Here is a 26,974-nt window from a genome sequence, read left to right on the forward strand (position 1 = left end):
CCCTGGTCGAAACCCCCGTAACCACGCCGTGTTAGGCCTCGGCGCGCATAGTTACGTTTTTGGCCGCATCTGGCCCATCGGACAGCAGGACCCGGAATCCCTCCTCCTCCAGGACCGGTACGCCCAACTTGACCGCCTTGTCGTATTTCGACCCGGGACTGTCGCCGACGACCACGAAGCCCGTCTTCTTCGACACCGACCCGGACACCTTCCCGCCGAGCCGCTGCACCGCCTCGGTCGCCGAGTCGCGGCTGAACCCCTCCAGCGACCCGGTGATGACCACCGTGACGCCCTCCAGCGGGCGCGGGCCCTCGGCGCCCTCGTCCTGCATCCGGACCCCGGCGGCCCGCCACTTGTCGACGATCTCGCGGTGCCAGTCCTCCTCGAACCACCTCTTGATCGACGCGGCGATGGTCGGCCCGACGCCGTCGACCGCCGCGAGCTCCTCCTCCGTCGCGCCGGCGATCGCGTCCATCGAGCGCATCTCGCGCGCGAGGTCCTGGGCGGCGGACGGCCCCACGTGCCGGATCGACAGCGCCACCAGCACCCGCCACAGCGGCTGCCGCTTGGCCTTCTCCAGCTCCTCGAAGAGGATCTCGACCGTCTTCTTCGGCTCGCCCTCCTTGTTGGCGAAGAACGACACCACCTTCGGCTCGCCGGTCTTCGGGTCGGTCTTCACCGTCCCGGTCCGCTGGTCGAGGACGAGGCTCCTGATCGGGAGCAGCCGGTCGACCGTGAGGTGGAACAGGTCGCCCTCGTTCTTCACCGGGGGGTCGCTCGGCTCCAGCGGCTGGGTGAGCGCGGTAGCCGCGACGTAGCCGAGCGCCTCGATGTCGAGCACCTTGCGGCTCGCCAGGTAGAACAGGCGCTCGCGCAGCTGGCCGGGGCAGCTCCTGGCGTTCGGGCAGCGGATGTCGACGTCGCCCTCCTTCTCGTACGCCAGCTCCGTCCCGCACTCGGGGCAGGTCTCGGGCATCGTGAACTCGCGCTCGGAGCCGTCGCGCAGCCCCGTCACCGGCGCGACGATCTCGGGGATGACGTCGCCCGCCTTCCGCAGCACGACCGTGTCGCCGATCAGGACGCCCTTGCGCTTGACCTCGCTCGCGTTGTGCAGCGTCGCCCGCTCGACCGTGGACCCCGCCACCTTGATCGGCTCCATCACCCCGTACGGGGTGACGCGCCCCGTCCGGCCCACGCCGACCTTGATGTCGAGGAGCTTGGTGTTGACCTCCTCCGGCGGGTACTTCCACGCGATCGCCCAGCGCGGCGCGCGGCTCGTCGACCCGAGCCGCCGCTGCAGCGCGAACTGGTCGACCTTGACCACGACGCCGTCGATCTCGTACGCGGTGCCGTGCCGGTCGTCGCCGTACTCCGCGATGTACTCGCGGACGGCGTCGAGCCCGCCGACGACCTTGTAGCGGTCGCTGACCGGCAGGCCCCACCCGCGCATCAGCTCGTAGGCGCCGGACTGGCTGTCGGGCTGCTTCCCGCCCCGCCACGCGCCGAACCCGTGGACGAGCATGCCGAGCGGCCGGTGCGCGGTGACCCGCGGGTCCTTCTGCCGCAGCGAGCCCGCCGCCGCGTTGCGCGGGTTGGCGAAGGGCTCCTTGCCCGCCTCCAGCTGGGCCGCGTTGACCTGCTCGAACCCCTCGACCGGCAGGAAGACCTCGCCGCGGACCTCCAGCACGTCCGGCCAGCCGTCGCCCGCGAGCCGGGACGGGATGTCGGCGATGGTGCGGACGTTGTTGGTGACGTCCTCGCCGGTGCGCCCGTCGCCGCGGGTGACCCCGCGCGTGAGCCGCCCCTTCTCGTAGGTCAGCGCGATCGCCAGGCCGTCGATCTTCAGCTCGCACAGGTAGCCGGCGACCTCGCCGACCTCCTTGACGACGCGCTCGTCCCAGGCGAGCAGCTCGTCGGCGCTCATCGCGTTGTCGAGGCTCTGCATCCGCTCCAGGTGCTGGACGGTCGCGAAGTCGGTGACGATGGGCGCGCCGACCTTCTGCGTCGGCGAGTCGGGCGTGACCAGCTCGGGATGCCGCTCCTCCAGCTCGCGGATCTCCCGCATCATCCCGTCGTAGTCGGCGTCGGAGAGCGTCGGCTGGTCGAGGACGTAGTACCGGTAGTTGGCCTCGTCGAGCCGCTCGCTCAGCTCCTTGTGGCGCTGCCGCGCCTCGGTCGGAACGCCGTCGCTCATGGTCATGCCCCCATTCTCGCCAACGGGACCGACAATATGAGCCCTCGGCGCGCCCTCCTAGAGGGCGGCTTCGTACAGCATCCGGGCCGTGTCGCGGCAGCGCTTGAGGGCCGTGCGGACGTAGCGCGGCGACGCGCCGGCCATCCCGCACGCCGGAGTGACCACGACCTGCTCCGCCAGCCGCTCGGCCGGGAACCCGAGCCGCCGCCACAGGTCCCGCACCGGCTCGGCGGTCTCCTTCAGGGACGGCAGCGCCGCGTCGGTCGCGGGCACCGCGCCGAGGAGCAGCCCGATCCCCGCGTCGATCGCCTCTCCCACCGCGTCGTCGTCGCGCTTCGGCACCAGCCGCAGGTCGACCGAGAGCGCCTTCGCCCCGGCGCCGCGCAGCAGCCCGTACGGGACGTTCCGGGCGCAGCAGTGCACGACGGGGTAGGCGTCCGCCGCTTCGATCACCGTGCGCAGGGCCTCCTCGGCCACCGGCTCCTCGATCGCCCGGAGCCGCGAGAACCCGCTGGCGGTCGGGACCGTCCCGGCGAGCGCGGCGGGCAGGCCGGGCTCGTCCAGCTGGAGGACGACCTGCGCGGCGGGCAGCCGCCGCCGGACGTCCGCGACGTGCGCGGCCACGCCCTCGGCCAGCGAGGCGACCAGGTCGCGGACGGCGCCCGGGTCCTTCAGCGCCCGGTCGCCGTGCCGCAGCTCGATCGACGCGGCCAGCGTCCACGGACCGCACACCTGGATCTTGAACGGGCCGTCGTGGCCGCCCGCGACCTCCTCCAGGACGTCCAGGTCGCGGGCGAGGTGGTCGCGGGAGCGCAGCGTGTCGCGTCCCGGGCGGTCGGAGAACCGCCAGCCGGACGGCTCCAGGTGCACGGGCATGTCGACCAGCAGCCCGGCGGTCCGCCCCGCGAGGTCGGCGCCTGGCCCGCGCGCGGGCAGCTCGGGCAGGTGCGGCAGCTCGGGCAGCTCGCCGAGGACGACCCGCAGCGCCTCGGCGGGATCGTCCCCCGGATAGGACCCGACGCCGGTCGCCGTCCCGGCCTGCCACGGATAGCTCGTCACCCTGGAAACCCTATCCGCGCTGCGATCGGTCAAGCGCCGCGACCACCGCCGCGCCGCGATCCCAGGTGCGCCGCGGACGGCTCAAGGCCGCGAGAACATCGGCGCGAACCGCATGCGTCCGCTCCGGGGTCGTGTCGCCGGAGCCCGGTCAGGCGGGGACGCGGGCGGTGTCGGCGATCGTCGCCGACGCGAGGACGCGGTCGCCGTCGTACAGGACGGCGGCCTGGCCGGTCGCCACGCCCCGTGCGGGGGCGGCCAGCCGGACGCGCAGCTCGTCGCCGGCCTGCTCGGCCGTGCAGTCGTAGACCTCGCCGTGCGCGCGGAGCTGGACCTGGCAGTCGAACCGGCCCTCCCGGGCGTCGGCTAGCCACACCGGGCGCTCACCGGTGATCTCGTGGACGTCCAGCGACTCGCGCGGCCCCACCGTCACCGTGTTCGTGACCGGCGAGATGTCCAGGACATAGCGGGGCCGCCCGTCCGGCGCCGGGGTGCCGATCCGCAGGCCCCTGCGCTGGCCGATCGTGTAGGCGTAGGCGCCGTCGTGCTCGCCGACCTCGTTGCCGTCGGTGTCGACGATCGGGCCGGGCGCCGTCCCCAGCCGCTCGGCCAGGAAGCCGCGCGTGTCGCCGTCGGCGATGAAGCAGATGTCGTGGCTGTCGGGCTTGTCGGCGACCTGGAGGCCGCGCCGCTCGGCCTCCCGGCGGATGTCGGCCTTGGAGGTGTCGCCGAGCGGGAACAGCGCGTGCGCGAGCTGCTCGGGCGTGCAGACGGCCAGCACGTAGGACTGGTCCTTGGCCTCGTCGACGCCGCGGCGCAGGACGCCGCCGTCCAGCCGCGCGTAGTGGCCGGTGCAGACGGCGTCGAACCCGAGCGCCATCGCGCGGTCCAGCAGCGCCGCGAACTTGATCTTCTCGTTGCAGCGCAGGCACGGGTTCGGGGTGCGTCCCGCCGCGTACTCGCTGACGAAGTCCTCCACCACGTCCTTGTGGAAGCGCTCGGCGAGGTCCCACACGTAGAACGGGATGCCGATCACGTCGGCGGCGCGGCGGGCGTCCCGGGAGTCCTCCAGGGTGCAGCATCCGCGCGCCCCCGTCCGGTAGGACTGCGGGTTGCTGGAGAGGGCCATGTGGACGCCGGTCACGTCGTGCCCGGCCTCGGCGGCGCGGGCGGCGGCCACGGCGGAGTCGACGCCGCCCGACATGGCGGCTAGTACGCGAAGAGCCATAGTCCTTCGAGCGTACGCGGCGTGGCCCGGTCTCCCGACGTCATTTCCGCGTACGATTGGGGCCGCTATGGGAATCTTCCGCCGCCCGCGCGAGGCGTCCGCCGCCGCACCGCCCGCCATCAGCGAGTTCTGGGAGTGGTGGGCGCAGGCCCGCCCGACGATCGAGGCCTCGCTGGCCGCCGCACCCGAGCGGTCCGAGGAGGCCGAACCGGGCGTGCCCGGCGAGGGCCTGTCGGCCGAGGCGGTGGAGGAGCTGTCCCGCCGCGTCCACAAGATCCACCCCCGGCTCCTGTGGGAGATCGGCGGCGCCGACGACCGGAACCCCTCGCTCACCGTGACCGGCGGCGGCGACCCCGAGCTGCGCGGGCTGACCGAGCGGTGGGTGCGCTCCGCGCCGACCGGCTCCGCGGCCGCCGGCTGGAGCTTCCACCCGTCCCGCCAGGCCGATCCGGAGATGCTCGGCCAGGACCTCATCCTCGGCGACCACGAGTTCGACCTGGAGTACGTCCGGCTCGGCATGCGCGCCGACGCCGACCGCGCCCGCGTGCACATCACGGCCTACCACCCCGACTTCCTGTTCGTCTCCGAGGAGCAGCAGCTCCAGGTCGCGCTGAACGTGCTGCACTGGGCTCTCGGCGAGGACGACGTGGCCCGCTGGATCGGCGAGGTCTCGATCGCGACCGAGGCGCCGATCGACGCGCTGCCGCCGTCCATGCTGTCCGCGGTGGTCGAGCAGATCTCCGAGCCGTTCTCCGAGCCCGCCTGGCTGACCGGCGAGGGCCGCACCCCGCGCGGCCACCCCGCCCGCCTCGGCGCCCGGTTCCCGCTGCACCGGCAGGACTACCCGCTCTGCGACCTGCACGTGGCGATCACCGTCCCGTACGCCAACAGCAACCCCGACCGGCTCCCCGTCGAGCCGTCGTCGGGCGCCCTGCGCGCGTTCGAGAAGAAGCTCGCCAAGCTCGGCGACCGCGCCGTCCTCGCCGTCCAGGAGACCGGCGACGGCCTGCGCGTCTTCCACCTGTACGCCGACCCCGACTCCGGCGTCATCTCCGAACTCGACCAGCTCGCCGCCGGCTGGCCGGAAGGCAAGGCGAAGGTAGCCTCCACCAACGACCCCGGCTGGAAGGCCCTAGCTCCGTACCAGCCGTAATTCCCAGGGGGGCGACCCCCTGGAACCCCCGTTGCGACGCAGGCGATCCTCACGCCGCCGTTGCGGTCGCCGTGCCCGTGACGGCCTGTGTGGCGTCGCTGCGGTCGCCTGCGTCGACGGGCATGCGCGTTCCGCTCGCTGCGCTCGCTCCACGCGCCTGCCCGTGACCGGGGGCCGGGGTTCAAGCCGGGCTAGTTGCTAGCGTCTACCTTGCGGTAGCGGGCTTCGCAGAAGCTGTAGAGGCCGAATGTGAGGACGCCTAGGGCTATGGCTGCCAGGCCCCAGGGGCCGGCGGGGGTGGAGGCGAATTCGCGGAGGGTGCCGTCCAGGCCTTGGGCCTTGTCGGGCTGGAAGGTGATGGCCGCGTAGGCGAGGAAGGCGCCGACGGCGGCGATGACGAGGCCGCGGGCGGTGTTGCCGACCATCGCGAGGGGCTTGACGACGCGGCGGGCGGTCCTGCCCATCTCCCAGGACTTCAGTTCCTTCATGAACTTGTGCCGGAAGGCGTTGACGACCATGACCACGCCCACGACGACGAAGCCCGCCGCGACCGCGAGGACCAGCCAGCGGCCGCCGGGCGCCTCCATGAGGCGCGCGGTGTAGGTCTTGGACTGCTGGTCGCTCGACGAGCCGTGGTGGCCGAACAGGAACGCGAGGGTCGCCGCGAACGCGGACGCGTAGACGACCGCGCGTCCGGCCGAGCCCAGGCGCTTGGTCGCCTTGTCGCCGTCCGGGACGGGACGGCCGAAGAGGGCCTCCGCCACCTGCCAGAGGACGAGCGCGGCGAAACCGGCCGCCATCAGCCCTATGAGGACCAGGCCGCCCGGTTTGTCGGCGATGGCCTCCAGCGCGCCCTTGCGGTCGGCCTCCTTCCCGCCGCCGCCGAAGGCGACCTGGAGGGCCATCCAGCCGATGAGGAGGTAGAGGAGGCCGCGCGCGACCAGTCCCACCCGCGACATGTGGTGGAACCAGGGGTGTCCCGCAGCCTGCCTGAGTCCGTGGCTCACGTCCGTCGTCACGGCCACGCTGTCCCCGTTCAAGGGGAGGTCAAACAAGCGTCAGCTGAGCCCGGCGCGCCTGGCGCGCTCGACGACCGGGCCGATGGCGTCGGCGAGGGCCTTCACGTCGGCCTCGGTGCTGGTGTGGCCGAGGGAGAAGCGCAGCGAGCCGCGGGCGCGCTCGGCGCCCGCGTCCATGGCGACGAGGACGTGGCTGGGCCGCGAGACGCCCGCCGAGCACGCCGAACCGGTGGAGCAGGCGATGCCGCGCGCGTCCAGCAGCATGAGCAGGGCGTCGCCCTCGCAGCCGGGGAAGGAGAAGTGGGCGTTGCCGGGGAGGCGGTCGTCGGGGTCGCCGTTCAGGACCGCCTCGGGGACGGCGGCGCGCACGGCGGCGATCAGCTCGTCGCGCAGCCCGGCGAGGCGGCGCGCCTCGGCCTCGCGGCGGGCGACCGCGACCTGGACGGCGGCGGCGAACCCGGCGATGGCGGGGGTGTCGAGCGTCCCGGAGCGGACGTCGCGCTCCTGGCCGCCGCCGTGCAGCAGCGGCACCGGGTCGAGGAACACCGGCGGCTTCGGCTTGGCCAGCAGCAGGGCGCCGACGCCGATCGGGCCGCCGAGCTTGTGGCCGGTGATGGTCAGCGCCTGCGCGCCGCTCGCCGCGAAGCCGACGGGCAGCTGCCCCGCGGCCTGGACGGCGTCGGTGTGCAGCGGCACGCCGCGCTCGCCCGCGGCGGCGGCCAGGTCGGCGACGGGCTGGACGGTGCCGACCTCGTTGTTGGCCCACATCACGGTGGCGAGCGCCACGTCGTCGCCGGAGCCGAGCACCTCGCGCAGCGCTTCGGGGGTGACGCGGCCCAGACCGTCCACCGGGACGACGTCGACGCGGGCGTCCTCGTGGTCGGCGAGCCACTGGACCGAGTCCAGGACGGCGTGGTGCTCGACGGCGCCGACGAGCACGCGGGTGCGGGACGGGTCGGCGGCGCGGCGCGCCCAGTAGACGCCCTTGACGGCGAGGTTGTCGGCCTCGGTGCCTCCGGAGGTGAACACGACCTCGCTCGGCCGGGCGCCGAACGCCTCGGCGATGACCTCGCGGGACTCCTCGACGACGCGCCTGGCCCGCCGGCCCACGGCGTGCAGCGAGGAGGGGTTGCCGAGCTCGCGCAGCTCCGCCGTCATCGCCTCGATGGCCTCGGGCAGCATCGGGGTGGTCGCCGCATGGTCGAGGTAGGTCACCACGCGGACAACAGTATCCGCGCCCTTCGTGTTCCCTTCCGGGGCCCTGGGGAACGCTCGGAACACGCCCGCGACGGGCCGGAATAGCGGCGGGGCCCCCGCTGTTGGCCCGTATACCGTCCAGCCGGTACAGTAAGGACGTCATGAAACGGGAAGCCCTCTTGGACGCCGCCGAGTCCGTGCTCTTCGAGCAGGGGACGCAGGCGCTGACGCTCAGCGCGGTCGCCGACCGCGCCGGCGTCAGCAAGGGAGGGCTGCTCTACCACTTCCCCACCAAGGAGGCGCTCGTCCGGGCGATGGTGGCGCGGGTGATCGAGGAGTTCGACGCCCTGATCGCCGCCTACGACGACGGCACGCCCGGGTCCTACACCCGCGCGTACGTCGAGGCCACGTTCGAGATCCTCACCGGCGAGGCCCGCGCCTACCGGCGGTGGTCGGCCATCACGGCCGTCGCCGCCGATCCGGAGCAGGCCGAGCCGCTGAACGAGGCGATGCGCCGCTGGCACGGCCGCGATCCCGCGGACGATCCCGACCCCGGCACCGCCGCGGTCGTCAGGCTGGCGGCCGAGGGCCTCTGGGAGGTGGTCAGCCATGACCCCGCGCTGTACGACGGCGCGCAGCTCGACGCGCTGAAACAGCGGCTCCTGGGGCTGCTGGAGCGCTGACGCCGGGGCGCCGCGCGCCCCACCCGAACCTCCGGAACCTCCGGACCTGGACGCTCCCGACCCGCAGCGGTTTGGAGCGTTCCATGACGCATGTCACACGCCGCGGCACGTCCCCCGACGCCCGCCGCACCACCGGGGTGCGCCCCGCCCAGCCGAGAAAGAGGTGAACAATGCTGTTCCGTGCCCGTTCGGGGACGTTCCTGACCTTCGCACTGGCCGGTCTGCTGACCGGAGTGTGGGTGGCGCGCATGCCCGCGCTGGCCGGCAAGTTCGGGACGAACGAGGGTGAGATCGGCATCGTCGTCCTCGTCTGGGGACTGGGCGCGATCGCGGCCATGCAGGCGCTGCGCGGCGTGATGGCGCGGGCCGGCAGCCGCACCGTCCTGCGGGTCGCCCTGCCGCTGACCGCGGTGTCCTACGCGGCCGTCGCGCTCGCCCCCACCTACGGCGTGCTCCTCGGCGCGGTCGCGCTGTTCGGCATGACGTTCGGGATCACCGACATCGCGATGAACGCGCAGGGCAGCGTCGTCGAGCAGGCGTACCGCCGGTCCGTCATGAGCGGCATGCACGCCGGCTGGTGCGTCGGCGCGATGAGCGGCGGCCTGTTCGGCGTCGCGACGGCCGCGGCCGGCTTCGGGTTCACCGAGACCGTGCTGACCGCCGCGCTGCTGTCGCTGCCCGCCGCCCTCGCGCTCGGCCGCACCTACCTGCCCGACCCCGCCGCGCCGGCCGCGTCCGGGACGGGGCGCAAGGCGCGCCGGCTGCCGTCCGCCGTCTACCTGATCGGCGTCCTCGCGTTCATCGCGTTCATGACCGAGGGGTCGATCGCCGACTGGAGCGGGCTGCTCCTGCACGAGGAGCTCGGCGCCACCGAGGCCGTCGCCGCGGCCGGCTATCCGGTGTTCGAGCTGGCGATGCTGCTCGGGCGGCTCGTCGGCGACCGCGTCCGGATGCGGGTCGGCACCCGCCGGCTGCTGGTCGGCGCGGGCCTCGGCACCGCGGCGGGCATGACCGTCGTCGTACTGGCGCCCGTCCCGGCGGTGGCGATCGCCGGGTTCTTCGTGACCGGCCTCGTGGTCTGCACGGTCGTCCCGACGACGATCTCGCTGGCGGGCTCGGCCGCGCCGGACCGTCCCGCCGCAGCCGTGGCCCAGGTCGGCGCGATGGGCTACGGCGGCCTGCTGCTCGGCCCCGTCGTGGTCGGCTTCCTGTCGGAGGCGACGTCCCTGCGGGTCGGCGTCGGCGTGGTCGTCGTCCTGGCGCTGCTGATCGCGGCGGGCGCCCGGTACGCGCCGCTGCGCGCGACCGCGGACGTGACCGTCCCCGCCCCGGCCCCCGAGCCGGCCGCGGAGGCCCCGGTGCCGGGCGACGCTCGACCGGAACCCGTCGCCGCCTGAGGCCGCCATCCGATATAACCCCTTCCAGAACGGGCGGACAGGGGGCGGTATGGGCGACTGGCGGGTTCCGGGCTACACCGAGCTGCGGGTGCTCGGCGAGGGCGCACAGGGTCGCGTCGTGCTCGCGCGGCACGACGCGACGGGCCGCCCGGCCGCGATCAAGTACCTGTCGGCGTCCCTCACCCGGGACGCGGAGTTCCGCGACCGTTTCCGCGGCGAGGCCGAGCTGCTCGGCCGGCTGCGCAACCCGTTCGTCGCCCAGCTCTTCGGCCTCGTCGAGACGCCGGACGGCGCGGCGATCGTCATGGAGGCGGTGGACGGGGCGCCGCTGAAGTCGGTGCTCGCCGAGCGGGGGCCGCTGGCGCCGGAGGCCGCGCTGGCGCTCCTCAAGGGCTCGCTGCTCGGCCTCGCCGCCGCCCACGGCCTCGGGATCGTCCACCGCGACTACAAGCCCGCCAACGTGATCGTGCGCGGCGACGGGCTGAGCAAGCTGATCGACTTCGGAATCGCGGTGGACGCGGGCGCGTCCGGCCGCTCCGGGACGCCCGTCTACATGGCGCCGGAGCAGTGGCGGAACGAGCCCGCCTCCCCCGCCACCGACGTGTACGCGGCGGCGTGCGTGTTCTTCGAGTGCGTCACGGGGCGCCGCCCCTACACCGCCGAGGACCAGGCCGGGCTGATGGGCCGCCACCTCACGGCCCCGATCCCGGTGGCGGACGTCCCCGGACCGCTCCGCCCGCTGATCGAGCGGGGGCTGGCGAAGGACCCGTGGGAGCGGCCGATGGGCGCCGCCGCGTTCGTCTCCGAGCTGGAGTCGGTCGCGGCGGGCGCGTACGGGCCCGACTGGGAAGGGCGCGGCGTCCGCACGCTCGCGGGGACCGCCGCCGCGCTGTCGATGCTGTTCCCGCTGACCGCGCTCGGCCTCGGCTCCGGCGGCGCCTCGGCGGGGGCCGCCGGAGCGGCGGGCGCGGGCGGGTCGGCCGGAGCCGCGGGCTCCGCGGGGGCCGCCGGGGCGGCCGGGTCGGGCGCGGCCGGAACGGGCGGCGCCGGCGCGGCGGGCGCGGCGGGCAAGGGCGTCATCGGCACGCTCGGCGCGAAGGGCGCCGTCGCCGTCGCGGGAGGCGCCGCCGCGGTCGCCGTGGGCGGCGGGGCGGCGGTGTACGTGGCGGTGGCCGACCAGGCTCCCAAGGCGAAGCCATTCGTGGCGCAGCTGGCCGCTCTCAGCGAGCCGCGGCAGGACCTCGGCGGCGGCAAAACGTTCCAGGCGCAGGGCCAGGTCGTGCGGGTGACGGGCGGGGACGCCGCGCTCAACCGGAAGATCAACCAGGCGCTCCGGGCACCGCTCGAACAGCGCTGGGCCAAGACGCGCAACGGGTTGCAGTCCGGCGGCCGCGGTCCCTACACCGACGTCGTGACGCCGAAGATCCTGCTGCGCAGCGACCGGCTGCTGTCGGTCTGGTACACCGTCGAGCTGCGCGGCGAGCGCGGGACGGGCTGGGACCAGTCCCAGGCGGCGACCGTCGACCTCAGGACGGGCGCGTCCTACAAACCGCTCGACCTGTTCCGCGTCCCGACCGAGCAGGGCCTCAAGCCGCTGGACGGCAGGATCAAGGCGCACCAGCCCGGGGGGGTCTACTGCTACAGCGACCAGCCGCGCGACGGCGGCTTCCAGCCACGGGGCACCGACAACCCGTCCGCGTTCGTCAAGTCCGGCGAGGTCACCATGGCGCTCACCCCGACGGGCCTGCGCGTGGCCTTCTACGGCTCGACCCTGGGATACGAGTCGGCGTGCGGCCTGCGCGACTCCGTCCTGCCCTACGCCGAGGTCGACGACATGCTCAAGCCCTCGCTGCTGAAAGCCGTCCCGTACCCGTCGCCGAAGCGCTCCTGAACGCGGACGGCCCGGCGACGCGAGCGTCGCCGGGCCGTCCGCGCGGGATCACTTGCGCTTGCTGATCTCCTCGGTGAGCTGCGGCGCGACCTGGAACAGGTCGCCCACCACGCCGTAGTCGACGAGCTCGAAGATCGGCGCCTCGGGGTCCTTGTTGATGGCGACGATGGTCTTCGAGGTCTGCATGCCGGCCCGGTGCTGGATGGCGCCGGAGATGCCGACCGCGACGTAGAGCTGCGGCGACACCGTCTTGCCGGTCTGGCCGACCTGGAACGAGTGCGGGTACCAGCCGGCGTCGGTCGCGGCGCGGGAGGCGCCGACGGCCGCGCCGAGCGAGTCGGCCAGCCCCTCGATGATCTTGAAGTTCTCGGCGCCGCCGACGCCGCGGCCGCCGGAGACCACGATCGCGGCCTCGGTCAGGTCCGGGCGCTCGCCCTTCTCCTGGACGACCTTCTCCACGATCCGGGCGCCCTTGTCGGCGTCCGAGAGCGCGACCGACACCTGCTCCTCGGCCGGGGTGGCCGGGGCCGCCTCGGGGGCGACGGAGTTCGGCCGCACGGCGATGATCGGCGTGCCCGTCTTCACCTTGGCGTGCGCGATGATCCCGCCGCCGAAGATGGAGTGCTCGGCGACGAAGCCGTCGGCGACGTCCACGACGTCGGTGAGCACGCCGGAGCCGGTCTTGACGGCCAGGCGGCCCGCGATCTCCTTGCCCTCGCCGGTCGCGGCCACCAGCACCGCGGCCGGGGACTTCTCGCTCACGAGCTGGGCCAGCAGCGCGGCCTTCGGGGCGACGACGTAGGAGGTGAGCTCCTCGTCGGCGGCCACGTAGACCTTGCCGGCGCCGTACTCGGCGAGCCTGTCCTTGGCGTTCTCGTAGCCCGGGCCGACCCATACGGCGGCGGCCTCGCCGAGCCGGTTCGCCAGCGTCAGCAGTTCGAGCGTGACCTTCTTGACCTCACCGTCGACGTGGTCGACGAGGACGAGAATCTCGGCCATGGTTGCAATCCCCTTCCTCGGTCAGACGAACTTCTTCGACGCGAGGAACTCGGCGATCTTCGCACCGCCGTCGCCCTCGTCGGTGACGATCTCGCCCTTCGCGCGCGGCGGCGCCTCGGCGAAGTCGACCACCTCGGTCGCGGCGTTCGCCAGGCCGACCTGGGACGCGTCGATGCCGGCGTCGCCGAGGCCGAGCGTCTCGACCGGCTTCTTCTTGGCCGCCATGATCCCCTTGAACGAGGGGTAGCGCGGCTCGTTGATCTTCTCCACGACGGACACCACCGCGGGCAGGGTGGCCTCGACCCGGTCGAAGCCGTAGTCGGTCTGCCGCTGCACCTTGATGGACGTGCCGTCGATCTCGACCTTGTTGGCGAGCGACAGCTGCGGGACCCCGAGCCGCTCGGCGAGCATCGCGGCGAGCACGCCGGTGCGCGCGTCGGTGGACTCCGCGCCGAGGATCACCAGGTCGAAGCCGGTGCGGCCGAGCGCCTGCTGCAGCGCGTAGGAGGTCTGCAGCGCGTCCGATCCGGCCAGCCCGTCGTCGACGAGGTGGACGGCCTTGTCGGCGCCCATCGCCAGCGACTTGCGGATGGAGTCGGTGGCCTTGTCGGGGCCCATGGTGAGGACGGTCACCTCGCCGCCCTGGGCCTCCTTGATGCTCAGCGCCTCTTCGATCGCGTACTCGTCGAGTTCGTTGATCACGCCGTCCGCCGCGGCGCGGTCGAGCGTGCTGTCATCGGACTTCAGCTTGCGCGGGCTCTCCGTATCGGGAACCTGCTTCACCAGGACGACGATGTTCATGGCCGGTGGCCGACCTCCCTGCACTCAGTTGGCCGCTGAGGTAAGCGGCAGAGGGGCGCCGCCCATGACGGGTCGACGCGGACATGCGCTTTCGAAGTCACAGCCTGCCAAACACCCGAACGCGCTTCGGAGCCGGGTCCCCGGTTGGGCCGTGCACGATAATGTTACTCGTCGGTAGCCTACTGGCAAATCCCAGTTCGTGAGACCTTACCCACGTGTGCGGCGGGTTTGGGGGTCATGCGCCGTCCCGAATCGGACGTGTCGGACATCACGCCTCATACCCTGTTGACGGCGTGCTGGAGGCGGTCCATGGAGCTCTCCAGCGTCCGCTGCAGGCCGTAGGTCGGGGAGAAGCTCGGCGTCATCGTCATCGCGCCGACGCCGACGAGCAGGCACAGCACGCCGAGCCCCACGACCGCGGCGGCGACGGCCCGCGGCCGCAGCGCCACCGGCAGGAACATCCGCTCCAGCTGGCGCCGCGGGGCGCTGACGCCCGGCGCCGTCCACAGCACCGCGGCCCCGGCTCCGGCGCCGAAAGCACAGGCGGTGAGGGAGTCGAGCTTCCCGCCGACCGCCGACGCCGCGGCGAGCCCGAGCGGGACGGCGACCGTGAAGGCCGCCGCGTAGGGGACGGTCAGCAGCGTCCGCCCGAGCGCCCACGCCCAGCCGCGCGCCGTCGTGCCCGCGACGCGCAGCAGCGTCACCGCGACCAGCGTCAGGGCGAGCCCCGCGATCGGCAGCATGATCACGACACCGACGCCCGCCACGACCACCAGGGCCGCGAGCAGCCGAGCCCAGCCCTGCGCCACCGCCATCTCGTGCGCCGCCGTCTCCCGCGCCCCGTCGGAGGCGATGCGCTCCCCGGCGGGCCCGCTCGGCCACTCGGCCGCGAACGTCCCAGGGGCGGAAGGGGCCGCGGTGGGAGGCCCGCCGGCGGGACGGGCGGAGGGGGCGGCAGGGAGCTTCAGCCGGGACGCCGCCTCCGCCAGTTCGGCCGCGGCCGGACGGGCGGCGGGGTCGGGATGCGAGGCGGCCGCCACCAGGGGGCGCAGGTCGGCGGGCAGCGCGTCGGCGGGCGCGTCCGGACGGCCGGTGGCGGCGAACGCCACCGTGGCGGCCCATGCGCGGACGTCGTCGGCGGCGTCGGCGCCCGCGGTCAGCGCGAAGTCGACGACGACCGGAGCGTCGTCCACGACCAGGACGGTTCCCGGCCCCAGCTCGCCATGGGCGAGGCCGGTCAGGTGGATGGCGGCCAGGGCCTTGGCCAGCCCGAAGGCCATGCGGCGCAGCGCGTCCCCCGACATCGGCCCCTGGCCGGCGACCGTCTCCGCGAGCGGCCGTCCGGGCACGAACCGGAAAACCACGTACGAGCGGGGGCCGGCGGCCTCGCCGTCCAGGACGTCGGCCACGTAGGGGCTGAGCACTTCGCGCATCCGCGCCACGTCGGGGACGGCTCCCGGCGGGAGGAGCCTGATCGCCACATCGCGGCCGTCGGGGCCCGCGGCGCGGTGGACGCCACCGGTTCCGCCGCCCAGCCTGGACAGCAGCCGGTACGGACCGATGTGCGCCTGATGGCTCGTCTCGCCGCTCATATGGGTCGCCACCATACCGACCTGAGAGGGGCCGCGCCCGGTCAGCGGGAGGGCCCGCGCGTCACGTGCCGGGGATGCCCGCCACGAGGTCGTGGACGTCGGCCCGCAGGCTCTCCAGGTCCTGGCTCATCCCGTCCACCGGCGTGGTGTCGGGCGGCTGCCGCTGCGACAGGCCGACCAGCACCGCGGCGAAGATCCCGAGGATCAGCGCCCCGACGAGCGCCGCCTCGGCGCGCGGCAGCAGCGCGCCCCAGATGCGGGCGAGCTGGCGGCGGGGCGCGCCGCTGCCCGGCGCGAGGCACAGCAGCCCGATCACCGCCATCGCCGTGTAGGCGATCGCCTTGGACGCGGTCATGTTCGGATCGGCGAAGATCAGCACGGCGAGCAGGACCAGCCCGGCGAGGAAGCTGAGAGATGTCCACAGCACGGTCGACATCAGGGCGCCCGGCAGGTGCAGCGGCGTCCGGAACGCGGCCGCGACGGCGTCGCCCGAGCGCGGGCCCCGCCGCGTCTGCCGGCCCTCCATGCCCTTGGCCGCCTTGTCGGCCATCCGCAGGACGAGCACGCCGACGACGGTGACGCCGAGGGCGAGCAGCGGCGCGATGTTGGCGAACCCGAGCAGCGCCACAAGGACGATGAAGCTGAGCACCCGGTACCAGCCGTAGGGCTTGCGCCGCTCCTTGTCGGCACCGGCGGCGCGGTCGGGCCGTGCCTGGTCGGGCCGGGCCTGGTCGGGCCTGGCCTCCGCGGGGCCCCGCTGGAGGGCGCCCGGCGGGGGCTGGGTCGGCGGAGGCGCGTACTGCGGCGGATAGCCGCCCTGGTAGGGCCCCTGGTCGTAGGGCGCGGGCGGCCCGTAGCCGCGCTGCGCGTACTGCTCCCCCGCCTTGAACGGCGCGGGCCCGGGCGGCGGGACGGGCGGCGGCGCGGCGGGCGGCAGCTGCCCGACGAAGTCCTTCGGCTGCGCCGGGACGGGGGCGGGCGACGGGATCGCCGTCCCGCTGGGCGTCGACGACGAAGGCGACCGCGACGGCGGGTCCTGCGACGGCAGCGGCATGGAGAACTGCCGGGAGTGGTCGGCCGCCGGCTCCTCAGGCCGGGGCGCGCTCGGCGACGGGTAGTGCCGGTCGACGCGCGTCTGGTCGGTGATCGTGGCCTCGAGGTGGATGCGGCGGGTGAGCTGCACCAGGCTGACGGCCGTCGGGCGCTCGGCCGGGTGCCGCGCCATCGCCGACCGCAGCACGGGCAGCATCGCCTCGGGCACGCCGTCCAGGTCGGGCGTGCCCTGCATGATCTTGTAGAAGATCGACTCGAAGGTGCCGGAGCCGAACGGCGGCCGGCCGGTCGCGGCGTAGGCCAGCGTCCCGGCCCACGCGTGCACGTCCGACGGCGGGCCCGCGTCCTCGCCCTCGATGATCTCCGGGGCGAGGTAGCCGGGGGTGCCGATGACCATGCCGGTCGCGGTCAGCCGGGTCGCGTCGGCGGCCTGCGCGATGCCGAAGTCGATCACGACGGGCTCGCCGTCCACGAGCATCACGTTGCCGGGCTTCAGGTCGCGGTGCACGATCCCGGCGCCGTGGATCGCCGACAGCGCCGACGCCAGCCCGACGCCCAGCCGCTGGAGCCCCGGCCCGTAGATCGGGCCAGCCTCCTCGACGATCTCCTCCAGCGTCCGGCCGGGCACGTACTGGGTCACGATGTAGGGCTGGTCGGCGGTCACGTCGGCGTCGAGGATCTCGGCGACGTGGGGGCTGTGCACCCTGCGCATCGAGTCGACCTCGCGGGCCAGCCGGCGACGCGCCGTGGCGTCCCCCGCGACCGCGGGCCGCAGCACCTTGATGGCCACGTTGCGCCCCTCGGGGTCGGCGCCGAGGTAGACGACGCCCATGCCCCCTTCCCCCAGGGTCTGCAGGACGCTGTAGTGGCCGATTCGGTCCCCGGACGTGACGGCTCCCTTCATCGTTTCCGAAACCCTACCCTTGCCGATCCCGCGGAGGAGATCCAGCCATCAGGCCGCCACCACCCCGTCGCCCTTGGCCGCGTCGGCCAGCGCGCCGGCGAACCAGCGGGCGGCGGGGCGCTCCGCGGGGTCGCGGCGGAACGCCGCCCGCAGCAGCCCTGCCAGCGGCTCGGGCACCCCGTCGAGGTCGGCCTGGCCGCGCAGGATCCGGAAGCACACCCCGTGCAGCGAGCCGCGCCCGAACGGCGGGCGCCCCGTCGCCGCGTACGCCGCGGTCGACGCCCACGAGAACACGTCCGACGCGGTCGTGGCGCGCTCCCCCTCGATCAGCTCGGGCGCCAGGTAGGCGGGCGTGCCCACGACCATGCCGCGCCTCGTGATCTGCTCCGCGCCGGACTCGTGCGCGATGCCGAAGTCGATCAGCGTCGGCCGGTCGCCGAGGACGATCACGTTGCCGGGCGAGACGTCGCGGTGCAGCACGCCCGCGTCGTGGACGTCCCCGAGCGCCAGCGCCAGCCGCCGCGCGAACCGGACGAGCCGGTCGCCGCGCAGCGGCCCGTACGCCTCGACGAGGTCGTTCAGCGGGCACCCCGGCACGTACTGCATGACCACGTGCGGCCGCTGGGCCGACACCGCGCCGTCCAGCAGCCGGGCGACGTAGGCGCTGCGCACCCGCGCCTGCGCCGACATCTCCCGCGCCAGCCGGCTGATCGCCTCCGGCTCCCCCGTGAGCTCCGGAACGAGCTCCTTGACCGCGACCTCCCGGCCGCCGGCGTCCATGGCCAGGTAGACCACCGCCGTGCTCCCCCGGCCGATCTCGCCGAGCAACCGGTACCCGCCCAGTCGCCTGTGCGTCCCCATGCCCCCTTGGACGCCCGAAAACGCCCCTCTGGTTCCCGCCACGGTTCAGATCACCCTGGACCGGACCTCAGCCGGCCGCGCGGGCAGGCGCGTGGAGCGAGCGCAGCGAGCGCAACGCGCATGCCCGCCGAGCCGGGCGACCGCAGCGCCACGCCGCAAACCCGCACGGGCACAACACACCCGCACCGTGGCGTGAGGATCGCCCGGCCCGCAACGGGGGTTCCAGGGGGTCGCCCCCCTGGGCTAGCGCCGCGCTGCCTGGCGGGCGCGGCGTTCTTCGCGGCGGGTCTCGAACTTGGTGGCGGCGGCGTCGAGCTGCTCCAGGAACTCGTTCAGCTCCTCGCGGGCCTTCTCGCCGTCGCCGGTCAGGTCGGTGCGGTCGAAGACGCCCCACTTGCGCAGGACCGGGATGAGCACGTCGTCGTGGTGGAGCCGCAGGTCGTAGATGCCGGCGTTGGCGATGACGACCGACTTGCGCAGGAAGCCGTCGATGCTGTGGCCGGGCATCTGGAACGACGTCACGACGTCGGTGATCGCCCGCATCGTCTCGTTCGGGGCGGCCTCGAGCGCGGCGCCCATCAGGTTCCGGTAGAAGATCATGTGGAGGTTCTCGTCGGCGGCGATGCGGGTCATCATCTGCTCGCAGACGGGCTCGCCGGACGCCTTGCCGGTGTTGCGGTGCGACACGCGGGTCGCGAGCTCCTGGAACGACACGTACGCCGTCCCGTGCAGGAAGGAGTCGCCGTGGTCGGCCTCGTAGCCGGCCTCCATGTGGTGCATGCGGGCGCGCTCCAGCGCGATCGGGTCGACCGCGCGGGTCACGGTGAGGTAGTCGCGCAGGGCGATGCCGTGCCGGTTCTCCTCGGCGGTCCAGCGGTTCACCCACGTGCCCCAGGCGCCGTCGCGGCCGAACACGGTGGCGATGGCGCGGTGGTAGCCGGGGAGGTTGTCCTCGGTGAGGAGGTTGACGATGAGCGACTCGCGGGCCTCGAGGCTCAGCTTCGACTGCTCGAGGGACCACGGCTCGCCGTCCAGCGGCCCGTCGAAGTCGCGTCCCTCGCTCCACGGGACGTACTGGTGCGGGAACCATTCCTTGGCCATCGACAGGTGCCGGTTCAGCTCCTTCTCGACCACGGGCTCAAGGTCGAGCATGAGGCTGGTCTGGAACTTCTCTTCGGGGGTCACGGACATGCGGTTCCTTCGCTTGACGAGAGGTCGTCCTGCAGCCGCCCAGCAGGCCGTTCACAACCTACTCAAGCGTAGGTTCGATCGTCGCGAGTCAGCGCGACCCCCGTCAAGTCACCACCGCGACAAGCGGGGCGCGGGAACTTTTGTAGACCTGCGTGAAATGGTGTGACGTCTCGTCACCGCGTGTCGGCGGCCTGTTGCCACATGCGGTTCACGGCGGCCCTGAGCAGCGGCCTCGGGACGAGCCGCAGCGCCGGGAGCGCCGCCTTGTACTGCATGCCGGGGACGCACAGCGCGCGGCCGGTCGACACCGCCTCCAGGCCCGCCCGCGCCACGTCCTCGCGCCGCAGCCACAGCGCGTTGGCCGGGGCTTCGTCGTCGGTGCGGGTGAATCCGGGGCACAGCGCCGTCACGTGGACGCCCTTCCCCGAGACCTCGGAGTGCAGGCTCTCGGAGAAGGACGCCACGTACGCCTTCGTCGCCCCGTAGGTCGCGCTGCCGGGCGAGGGCGCGAACCCCGCCATCGAGGCGACGTTCAGCACACCGCCCCGGCCGCGCGCGATCATCCCCGGAAGGGCCGCGTGGGTGAGCCGCACCAGCGCGGCCACGTTGAGCTCGATCTGCGCCAGGTGGTCGTCCAGCGGCAGTTCCGCGAACGCTCCAAATGCGCCGTACCCGGCGTTGTTGACCAGCAGTTCGACCGGCTCGGCCCGCAGCCGCCCCTCGACCTCGGCGCGCTGCACGGGGTCGGTGAGGTCGGCGGCGAGCACCTCCACCGCCACGCGGTACCGCTCGACGAGGTCGCGGGCGAGGCCGTCCAGCAGGTCGCTCCGGCGCGCCACGATCACGAGGTCGGTGCCGCGGCGGGCCAGGAGGCGGGCGAAGCTCTCGCCGATGCCGCTGGACGCCCCCGTCACCAGCGCGGTCCGGTACGCGTGTCGCATGGCGGGAGATGCTATCGGGCGATCTTCGCGCAGCCCCGCAGCACGCCCAAAAAACGCAAATAACGTTTTAGCCCGTCAGCCCGCGAGTTCCGTCGCGCGCGGGTCTTCGGACGTGCGCGCCGGGTCGCCCCCAGCGTACTCGGGCGGCGGCAGCATCGCGGCCGGGTCCTCGCCCGCCGTCCACAACCCCACCATGAACGCGGTCACCGCCTCCAGGAGCCCGGCCCTTTCCAGGCTTCCGCCGTCCATCGGCACACAGCCCAGGTCGGTCACCAGGCCGCGGACGACAGCGAGGGCGTCCTCGTCGTCGCCGCAGAGGGGGACGCCGAGGGGACGGCCCGCGAACACCGGGGGCGTCATCCGCCACACGCTCTCGTGGCAGGTGTTGAAGGCCTTGACGACCCGCGCGCCGGTCGCGTCGGCGATCCGCCGCGCCGCGGACGGGCCGCCCGCCGTCTTGAGCCGCTCGAACGGCGGCTCCATCGGGTTGGTGCAGTCGATCAGCACCCGCCCCTCCAGCGGCCCCGCCTCGCGCAGGACGTCCTGCACGCCCTCGTGCCAGACGGCGAGGAGCACCGCCTCGCCGAACTCCGCCGCCTCCCGGAGCGTGCCGCCGGCCGCGCCGTGCCCGATCCGGTCGGCCAGCGCCACCGCCTTCGCGGGCGTGCGCGCCCCGATCCGAACCTGGTGCCCCTTGCGCGCCCACTGCGTCGCGAGGGCGTCCGCCATGGCGCCCGCGCCGAGGATTCCGATCCGCATGCCGTCCTCCGTTCGATTACCGTCGGACGGGACGTTAGGCGGTCCGTTTCGCACCATTCGGTGCGTATCGGAAGGGGCAGGATGGCGGGCGATCCCATGGACGAATACGAGCCCTTGAACGTGAGCGAGTTCGCCGCCGACTGCCGTACGCGGCTCGCCCTCGACCTGCTGTCCGGCACCTGGGCGGGCGTCGTGCTGTGGACGCTCCAGCACGGCCCCTTGCGTCCGGGCGAGATGCAGGCGCGGATCGGCGGCATCAGCCACAAGGTGCTGACCGGGACGCTGCGCCACCTCGAACGCGACGGGCTGGTGACCCGGCGCCGCTACGCCGAGGCGCCTCCGCGCGTCGAGTACGAGCTGACCGGGCCGGGGCGCGGCATGCTGGAGCCCCTCGCCGCGCTCGGCCGCTGGACCGAGCGCTACGCCGACGAGGTGGTCGACACGCGGGACCGCGCGCTCAGCGAACGGTGAACGCAGGGGCCCGGTGAACTCAGCGACCGGTGAACCGGGCCTTGCCGGGGCCCTCCTCCATGAAGCTCTTCATCCCGTTCGCCTGGTCCTCCGTGGCGAACAGCGCCGCGAACTGCGTCCGCTCGATCTCCAGCCCGGTGTCGAGGTCGGCCTCGAGGCCGCGGTCGACGGCCTGCTTGGCGGCGCGCAGCGCGATCGCGGGGCCGCCGACGAACGTCGCCGCCCACTCCTTGGCGGCGGTGTAGACGGCGTCGTCCGGGACGACCCGGTCCACCAGGCCCATCGCGAGGGCCTCGTCCGCCGCGACGTGCCGTCCCGAGAAGATCAGGTCCTTGGCCTTCGACGGCCCGATCAGCCGGGACAGCCGCTGCGTGCCGCCCGCGCCCGGGATGATGCCGAGCTGGATCTCCGGCTGCCCCACCTTCGCGCTCTCGCCCGCGACCCGGAAGTCGGCGGTCAGCGCCGTCTCCAGCCCGCCGCCGAGCGCGTACCCGGTGATCGCGGCGATCACCGGCTTCGGGATCGCGGCGAGCGCCTTGGCGAAGTCCTGCAGCAGCCGCGAGTGCCCCGCCGACATCTCGGCGTACGACATCGGAGCCATCTCCTTGATGTCCGCGCCCGCCGCGAACACCCGCTCGCCCCCGTACAGCACGACGGCGCCGACCGCCTCGTCCTGGGTGACCTCCCGGGCCGCGTCGATCAGCTCCCGCTGCATCTGGGCGTTCAGGGCGTTCATCTTCGGACGGTCCAGCCTGATCGTCGCGATCCCGTCCTCGACCTCGACCCGTACGAACTCGCCCACGGCGACCCTCCTAATGAAACCCGATGGCGGACGCCCCGAGCCTAGTAGTGAGGGAGCGGGAAGCGCGGTGACGTCCGAGGCTGCTGGTAGCTTCGGGGACCATGCTCGTCGCCCACGCCACCTGGCATGGCGGTGCGCTCTGCCTGTGGGCCGAACGCACCGGCCCGTACGAGCCCTCCCCGGACGTCCACCCCTTCGCGACCTGCGACTTCACCGGCACGTCCTACGAGCCGCTCCTGCGCACCGCGTTCCCCGTCGAGCTGGCGATGGCACTGCCCACCGCGGGCGACCATCCGCTGCCGTCGGCCGAGCTGGGCCCCGAACCGGTGAGCGGCGAGCCCGAGCTGCGCCCGTGGCGGGTCCCCGCCCTGGTCCTCGCGCCGTTCCCCGCGATGGCGCTGCTGCAGAAGGCCGAGCACGGCGCCGACGTGATCGCGGGCACCGACCTGCGCTTCCTGTGCATGGTCGCCGACGAGGCGGTGCACCTCGCCGGGCGCGGCCACGTCCTGCCCGCCCTGCTGCGCGAGGACGGCGACCTCGTGGCCCGCTGGCGCCCGGTCCTCGACGACCCGGCGCGGTTCCGCGCGCTGGCCCGCGCCATGCCCGCCGCCTGCCGCGCCGCGGACGGCGGGCGCCCCGCCGCCGAGGTCCTGCGCGAGGCGCTGTCCGCCCTGGTCGACACGGCGGTGCGGGGCGTGGTGCCGCATCCGCTGCTGGTGTCGCGGCGCAAGGAGCCCGACCGGCTGCCGCTCGCCGAGCGCTGGGTGATGGCGCTCACCGGCCCGTCCGCAGAGGTCGCCCGCGAACCCCGCGACGACCCCGACGACCTGATCGCCGAGCTGGAGGCGTGGGCCGCCGCAGCGCGCCGCCCGTCCGGCCCGCTGCGGGCCTGCTTCCGCCTCGCCGAACCGGGCGCCGAGGAGTTCGAGGAGGGCGCCGAACCCCGCGAGGGCGACACGTGGCGGGTGGAGTTCGCCCTCCAGGGCACCGACGACCCGAGCCTCTACGTCCCCGCCGCGATGGTCTGGGAAGGGGAGGCCACCTCGATCCCGCAGGCGGAGGAGACGCTCCTCGCCGGCCTCGGCCGCGCTCTGCGCCTCTACCCGGAGCTGGCGCCCGCCCTCGACGGCCCCACCCCGGCCGAGCTCCTGCTCGACACGGCGGGCGCGTTCCGCTTCCTCCGCCAGGCGGCCCCAATGCTCGCCGCCGCGGGCTTCGGCGTCCTGCTCCCCCAGTGGGCGGGCAAGGCGAAGCTCGGCATGAAGCTCACCACCCGCAACGAGGACCCGGAGGCGTCCTCAGGGTCGGCAGCTCCCTCGGGCTTCGACCTGAAATCGATGGTCGACTTCCGCTGGGACCTCGCCATCGGCGACGAGAGCATCGACGAGGCCGAACTGGAGGAGCTGGCCCGGCTGAAGACGCCGCTCGTCCGGCTGCGCGGCCAGTGGGTGGAGCTTGACGAGCGGCAGCTGGAGGCGGCCCTCGACTTCCTGCGCCACCCGCGCCGCGGCCGCATGACCGCCGCCGAGGCGATCCGCGCGATCGTCCACGCCGGCGACGACGTCCTCCCCCTCACCGAGGTCGACGCGGCAGGCTCACTGGGCGACCTCCTCTCCGGCGAAGCCGACCGCCGCCTCACCCCCATGCGCACCCCCGACGACCTGGACGCCGAGCTGCGCCCCTACCAGGAGCGCGGGCTCGCCTGGCTGACGTTCATGAACGATCTCGGCCTCGGCGCCCTTCTCGCGGACGACATGGGGCTCGGGAAGACGATTTCGGTGCTCTCGCTGCTAATTCACGAACGAAATGACGGCGCAACCCCGCCGCCGACACTCGCGATCGTTCCCATGTCGCTGGTGGGGAACTGGCAGCGGGAGGCGGCTCGGTTCACGCCCAAGCTGCGGGTGTACGTCCACCATGGCACGGGGCGGCACCGGGGTGAGGACCTCGCCGCCGCGGTGGCGGGCGCCGACCTGGTGCTCACCACGTACGGGACGGCGGCGCGCGACGCGGAGATGCTCGCCGCGATCGCGTGGGAGCGGGTCATCTGCGACGAGGCGCAGGCGCTCAAGAACAGCGGGACGCGGCAGGCCAGGGCGGTGCGGAGCATCCCGGCGCGCAGCCGGATCGCGCTCACCGGCACGCCGGTGGAGAACCACCTGACCGAACTGTGGTCGATCATGGAGTTCGCTAACCCGGGGCTGCTGGGGCCGCGCGCCGAGTTCCGGCGGCGGTTCGCGATCCCGATCGAGCGGGAGGGCGACGAGCAGGCGGCGCTGGCGCTCAGGCGGGCGACGCAGCCGTTCGTCCTGCGGCGCCTCAAGACCGACAGGTCGATCATCACGGACCTGCCGGAGAAGCAGGAGATCAAGGTCTACTGCAACCTGACGACCGAGCAGGCGTCGCTCTACCGGGCCACCGTCGACGACATGCTCCAGCAGATCGCCGAGGCGGAGGAGGCCAAGCGGCGCGGGCTGGTGCTCGCGACGATGGCCAAGCTCAAGCAGGTCTGCAACCATCCGGCGCAGCTGCTCAAGGACGGCTCGCGCCTGCCCGGCAGGTCGGGCAAGCTCGAACGGCTGGAGGAGATCTGCGCCGAGGTGCTGGAGCAGGGCGAGAAGGCCCTCGTGTTCACCCAGTACGCCGAGTTCGGGTCGATGCTCCAGCCCTACCTGGCGGCGCGGCTCGAACGCCCGGTGCTGTGGCTGCACGGCGGGACGTCCAAGCAGGCGCGCGACGACCTCGTCCAGCGCTTCCAGGAGGACGCCGAGCCCGCCGTCTTCCTGCTGTCCCTCAAGGCCGCCGGGACGGGCCTGACGCTGACCGCCGCCAACCACGTGGTGCACGTCGACCGATGGTGGAACCCCGCCGTCGAGGACCAGGCCACCGACCGGGCGTTCCGCATCGGGCAGACCCGCAACGTCCAGGTCCGCAAGTTCATCTGCGTCGGGACGATGGAGGAGCGCGTCGACGAGATGATCGAACGAAAGAAGGCCCTGGCCGAGTCGATCGTCGGCACCGGCGAGGACTGGCTGACCGAGCTGTCGGTCGCCGAGCTGCGCGACGTCCTGCGGCTGTCGCCGGAGGCGGTGAGCGACTGATGGACGAGCGGCCGGACGACGGGGGCATCAGGGCGCGCACCAGGCGGGGGTCGATCGGCGCGCGGTGGTGGTCGCGTCGCTTCATCGACCTGGTGGAGTCGTTCGCCGACGCCGGCCGGCTCCAGCGGGGCCGCACGTACGCCCGCAAGGGCAACGTGTTCGACCTGCGGGTGGAGGCGTACGAGGTGACCGCGAAGGTGCGGGGCTCGGCGCCGGAGCCGTACGAGGTGGCGCTCGGCATCGAGGCGATCGACGAGGACGGCTGGCGGGCGGTGGAGGCCGAGCTGGCGTCGCGCGCGCTCTTCCGGGCCCGGCTGCTGGCCGGGGAGATGCCGCCCGAGATCGAGTGGGTGTTCGCCGAGCTGGGGCTGGCGCTGTTCCCGGGCGCGGCGTCCGACCTGCACCTGATGTGCGACTGCCCCGACTGGGGCGACCCGTGCAAGCACGCGGCCGCCGTCCTGTACCTGCTGGCCGAGGCGTTCGACGACGACCCGTTCCTCATCCTCCAGTGGAACGGCCGGCGGCGCGACCAGCTGCTCGGCGCGCTCCGCCGCGCCACCGCGACCGAGCCCGACCCGCTGGAGATGGAGGACGAGCCGCTCACCGCCGCCGGGTTCTGGACGCCGCCGTCCGGCCTGGCCCGGCTCCGCGAGCGCCCGCCCGCGCCGCCGGTCCCGCCGGGGTTCGTGCTCCAGGTCGCCACTCCCCCGCCGGTCCGCGTCCGCCGCCGCGCGCTGCCGGACGTCCTGGCCCCCGCCTACGAGGCGCTCGCCGCGCAGGACGACGACTGATCCGAGGGCTCCGCCGGGCCACGGATGATCTTACGGAGTGCGAACGCCGGCGCGGCTCGGCCGCCTACCGGCGGGTTCGCTCCGTAGCCTCCTGCCATGCGGGCGCTCCGGGGAGGGCCGGGACCCGCACCTCATGGGGGGAGTTACGAGGGATGAGCGGAATCGTCGTGGAGGCGCGGGGGCTGCGCGTCCGCTGCGGCGCCCGGACGGTCGGGGACTTCTCGTTCGCGGTGCCGGAGGGCGAGGTCTACGCGCTGCTCGGCCACCAGGGCTCGGGCAAGACCCCGCTGCTGGAGGCGCTCGCGGGACTCCGCCGCCCCTGCCGCGGCACGGTGCGGATCCTCGGCGCCGACCCGTACGCGGCGCGGGAGGGCCTGCGGATCGGCACGGTGTGGCGGGACGAGGGGCTGTTCCCCGGCCTCACCGTCTCGGAGATCGTCGAAGGCCGGCACCGCTGGACGCTGGACCCGCTGACGGCGGAGGAGGCGCTCGCGCTGACCGGCCTGGAGAGGGCCGCGGGGGTGCGGTTCGAGCGGCTGACGCCCGGGCAGCGGCGGCGGCTCGACCTGTCGCTGGCGCTGCTGGACCGCTCGGACGTGCTGTTCCTGGACGAGCCCACGTCCGGCCTCGACAGTGGAACGATCCACCAGATCTGGGCGACGCTGCGCCGGATCGCCGCCGCCGGCACGACCGTCCTCCTCACCACGCGCGACGCCGCCGAGGCCCGCCGAGCCGACCGCATCGGCGTCGTCGACCGGGCCCGAAACGTGCAACCGACGGCCGACGCGGGCCCCACCGGCATGATCCCGACCCGCAGACCGCCCACCGCCACCCGCTTCTGGCCCCCGATGACCACTGCCCACCCCCCGACATCCAAGGCCGTGTAGCCC

22 protein-coding genes are annotated in these 26,974 nt (G+C 73.8%); 8 read left to right on the top strand and 14 right to left on the bottom strand.

The features are described from left to right. Positions 1-31: 31 nt before the first annotated feature. From ligA to mnmA, 3 genes are all read right to left on the bottom strand, one after another. Complete coding sequence (ligA, locus tag K4S16_RS07070) at positions 32-2,200, bottom strand: NAD-dependent DNA ligase LigA (RefSeq protein WP_149257901.1); 2,169 nt, start codon at positions 2,198-2,200, stop codon at positions 32-34. Between the two features lie 51 nt (positions 2,201-2,251). Then, entirely contained in the window at positions 2,252-3,253 is a 1,002-nt protein-coding gene (locus K4S16_RS07075) for a methionine synthase (protein WP_149257902.1), read from the bottom strand. A gap of 148 nt (positions 3,254-3,401) precedes the next feature. After that, positions 3,402-4,478, bottom strand: a complete 1,077-nt coding sequence (gene mnmA / locus K4S16_RS07080) for a tRNA 2-thiouridine(34) synthase MnmA (RefSeq protein WP_149257903.1) — start codon at positions 4,476-4,478, stop codon at positions 3,402-3,404. A 67-nt stretch (positions 4,479-4,545) separates the two neighbouring features. Here mnmA and K4S16_RS07085 point away from each other — a divergent pair, with 67 nt between their 5' ends. Further along, entirely contained in the window at positions 4,546-5,631 is a 1,086-nt protein-coding gene (locus K4S16_RS07085; RefSeq protein WP_149257904.1) for a DUF695 domain-containing protein, read from the top strand. A 191-nt stretch (positions 5,632-5,822) separates the two neighbouring features. On the opposite strand, the gene K4S16_RS07090 is transcribed toward K4S16_RS07085, so the two are convergent. Both K4S16_RS07090 and K4S16_RS07095 read right to left on the bottom strand, forming a co-directional pair. Further along, positions 5,823-6,590 (bottom strand): DUF1206 domain-containing protein, encoded by a 768-nt coding sequence (locus K4S16_RS07090; protein ID WP_149257905.1) that lies wholly within the window; start codon positions 6,588-6,590, stop codon positions 5,823-5,825. A gap of 99 nt (positions 6,591-6,689) precedes the next feature. Then, on the bottom strand, positions 6,690-7,865 hold the full coding sequence (locus K4S16_RS07095) for a cysteine desulfurase family protein (RefSeq protein WP_149258089.1): 1,176 nt from the start codon (positions 7,863-7,865) through the stop codon (positions 6,690-6,692). Between the two features lie 143 nt (positions 7,866-8,008). Between K4S16_RS07095 and K4S16_RS07100 the strand changes: the two genes are divergently transcribed. From K4S16_RS07100 to K4S16_RS07110, 3 genes are all read left to right on the top strand, one after another. Next, complete coding sequence (locus K4S16_RS07100; RefSeq protein ID WP_149257906.1) at positions 8,009-8,530, top strand: TetR/AcrR family transcriptional regulator; 522 nt, start codon at positions 8,009-8,011, stop codon at positions 8,528-8,530. Between the two features lie 170 nt (positions 8,531-8,700). Then, complete coding sequence (locus K4S16_RS07105; RefSeq protein WP_149257907.1) at positions 8,701-9,927, top strand: MFS transporter; 1,227 nt, start codon at positions 8,701-8,703, stop codon at positions 9,925-9,927. Positions 9,928-9,976: 49 nt separating this feature from the next. Continuing rightward, positions 9,977-11,818 carry a serine/threonine-protein kinase gene (locus K4S16_RS07110; RefSeq protein WP_149257908.1) on the top strand — a complete coding sequence of 614 codons (1,842 nt, stop codon included), beginning with the start codon at positions 9,977-9,979 and terminating at the stop codon, positions 11,816-11,818. 48 nt (positions 11,819-11,866) lie between these two features. Here K4S16_RS07110 and K4S16_RS07115 read toward each other — a convergent pair whose 3' ends face one another. The 8 genes from K4S16_RS07115 to K4S16_RS07150 form a co-directional block, all read right to left on the bottom strand. Beyond that, positions 11,867-12,817, bottom strand: coding sequence for an electron transfer flavoprotein subunit alpha/FixB family protein (locus tag K4S16_RS07115; RefSeq protein WP_149257909.1), 951 nt, complete (start codon positions 12,815-12,817; stop codon positions 11,867-11,869). A gap of 21 nt (positions 12,818-12,838) precedes the next feature. Next, complete coding sequence (locus K4S16_RS07120) at positions 12,839-13,618, bottom strand: electron transfer flavoprotein subunit beta/FixA family protein (RefSeq protein WP_149257910.1); 780 nt, start codon at positions 13,616-13,618, stop codon at positions 12,839-12,841. 275 nt (positions 13,619-13,893) lie between these two features. After that, positions 13,894-15,210: a hypothetical protein gene (locus K4S16_RS07125; protein ID WP_149257911.1), complete on the bottom strand. Its 1,317-nt coding sequence runs from the start codon at positions 15,208-15,210 to the stop codon at positions 13,894-13,896. Positions 15,211-15,271: 61 nt separating this feature from the next. Further along, positions 15,272-17,167, bottom strand: a complete 1,896-nt coding sequence (locus K4S16_RS07130; RefSeq protein ID WP_149257912.1) for a serine/threonine-protein kinase — start codon at positions 17,165-17,167, stop codon at positions 15,272-15,274. A 48-nt stretch (positions 17,168-17,215) separates the two neighbouring features. Then, positions 17,216-18,028, bottom strand: coding sequence for a serine/threonine-protein kinase (locus tag K4S16_RS07135; protein ID WP_149257913.1), 813 nt, complete (start codon positions 18,026-18,028; stop codon positions 17,216-17,218). Between the two features lie 243 nt (positions 18,029-18,271). Then, positions 18,272-19,219, bottom strand: a complete 948-nt coding sequence (locus tag K4S16_RS07140) for an acyl-ACP desaturase (protein ID WP_149257914.1) — start codon at positions 19,217-19,219, stop codon at positions 18,272-18,274. A 173-nt stretch (positions 19,220-19,392) separates the two neighbouring features. Continuing rightward, positions 19,393-20,160, bottom strand: a complete 768-nt coding sequence (locus K4S16_RS07145; RefSeq protein WP_149257915.1) for an SDR family oxidoreductase — start codon at positions 20,158-20,160, stop codon at positions 19,393-19,395. Between the two features lie 75 nt (positions 20,161-20,235). Next, positions 20,236-20,919: an NADPH-dependent F420 reductase gene (locus K4S16_RS07150; protein ID WP_149257916.1), complete on the bottom strand. Its 684-nt coding sequence runs from the start codon at positions 20,917-20,919 to the stop codon at positions 20,236-20,238. Between the two features lie 81 nt (positions 20,920-21,000). On the opposite strand from K4S16_RS07150, the gene K4S16_RS07155 reads away from it, so the two are divergent. Further along, on the top strand, positions 21,001-21,390 hold the full coding sequence (locus K4S16_RS07155; protein ID WP_235036616.1) for a helix-turn-helix domain-containing protein: 390 nt from the start codon (positions 21,001-21,003) through the stop codon (positions 21,388-21,390). Between the two features lie 19 nt (positions 21,391-21,409). Here the strand turns inward: K4S16_RS07155 and K4S16_RS07160 are convergent, their stop codons facing one another. Then, the gene (locus K4S16_RS07160) at positions 21,410-22,192 is read right to left on the bottom strand and encodes an enoyl-CoA hydratase/isomerase family protein (protein ID WP_149257917.1); all 783 of its coding nucleotides are present in this window, start codon (positions 22,190-22,192) and stop codon (positions 21,410-21,412) included. 101 nt (positions 22,193-22,293) lie between these two features. On the opposite strand from K4S16_RS07160, the gene K4S16_RS07165 reads away from it, so the two are divergent. The 3 genes from K4S16_RS07165 to K4S16_RS07175 all read left to right on the top strand — a co-directional run bounded on the left by K4S16_RS07165 (position 22,294) and on the right by K4S16_RS07175 (position 26,971). Further along, positions 22,294-25,293 (top strand): DEAD/DEAH box helicase, encoded by a 3,000-nt coding sequence (locus tag K4S16_RS07165; protein WP_149257918.1) that lies wholly within the window; start codon positions 22,294-22,296, stop codon positions 25,291-25,293. Then, on the top strand, positions 25,293-26,084 hold the full coding sequence (locus tag K4S16_RS07170) for an SWIM zinc finger family protein (RefSeq protein ID WP_149257919.1): 792 nt from the start codon (positions 25,293-25,295) through the stop codon (positions 26,082-26,084). The genes K4S16_RS07165 and K4S16_RS07170 overlap by 1 nt, the downstream gene beginning before the upstream one ends. Positions 26,085-26,236: 152 nt before the next feature. After that, positions 26,237-26,971 (top strand): ATP-binding cassette domain-containing protein, encoded by a 735-nt coding sequence (locus K4S16_RS07175; protein WP_149257920.1) that lies wholly within the window; start codon positions 26,237-26,239, stop codon positions 26,969-26,971. Positions 26,972-26,974: the final 3 nt, after the last annotated feature.

Source organism: Actinomadura sp. K4S16, from assembly GCF_008327685.1.
Classification (GTDB): Bacteria; Actinomycetota; Actinomycetes; order Streptosporangiales; family Streptosporangiaceae; genus Spirillospora.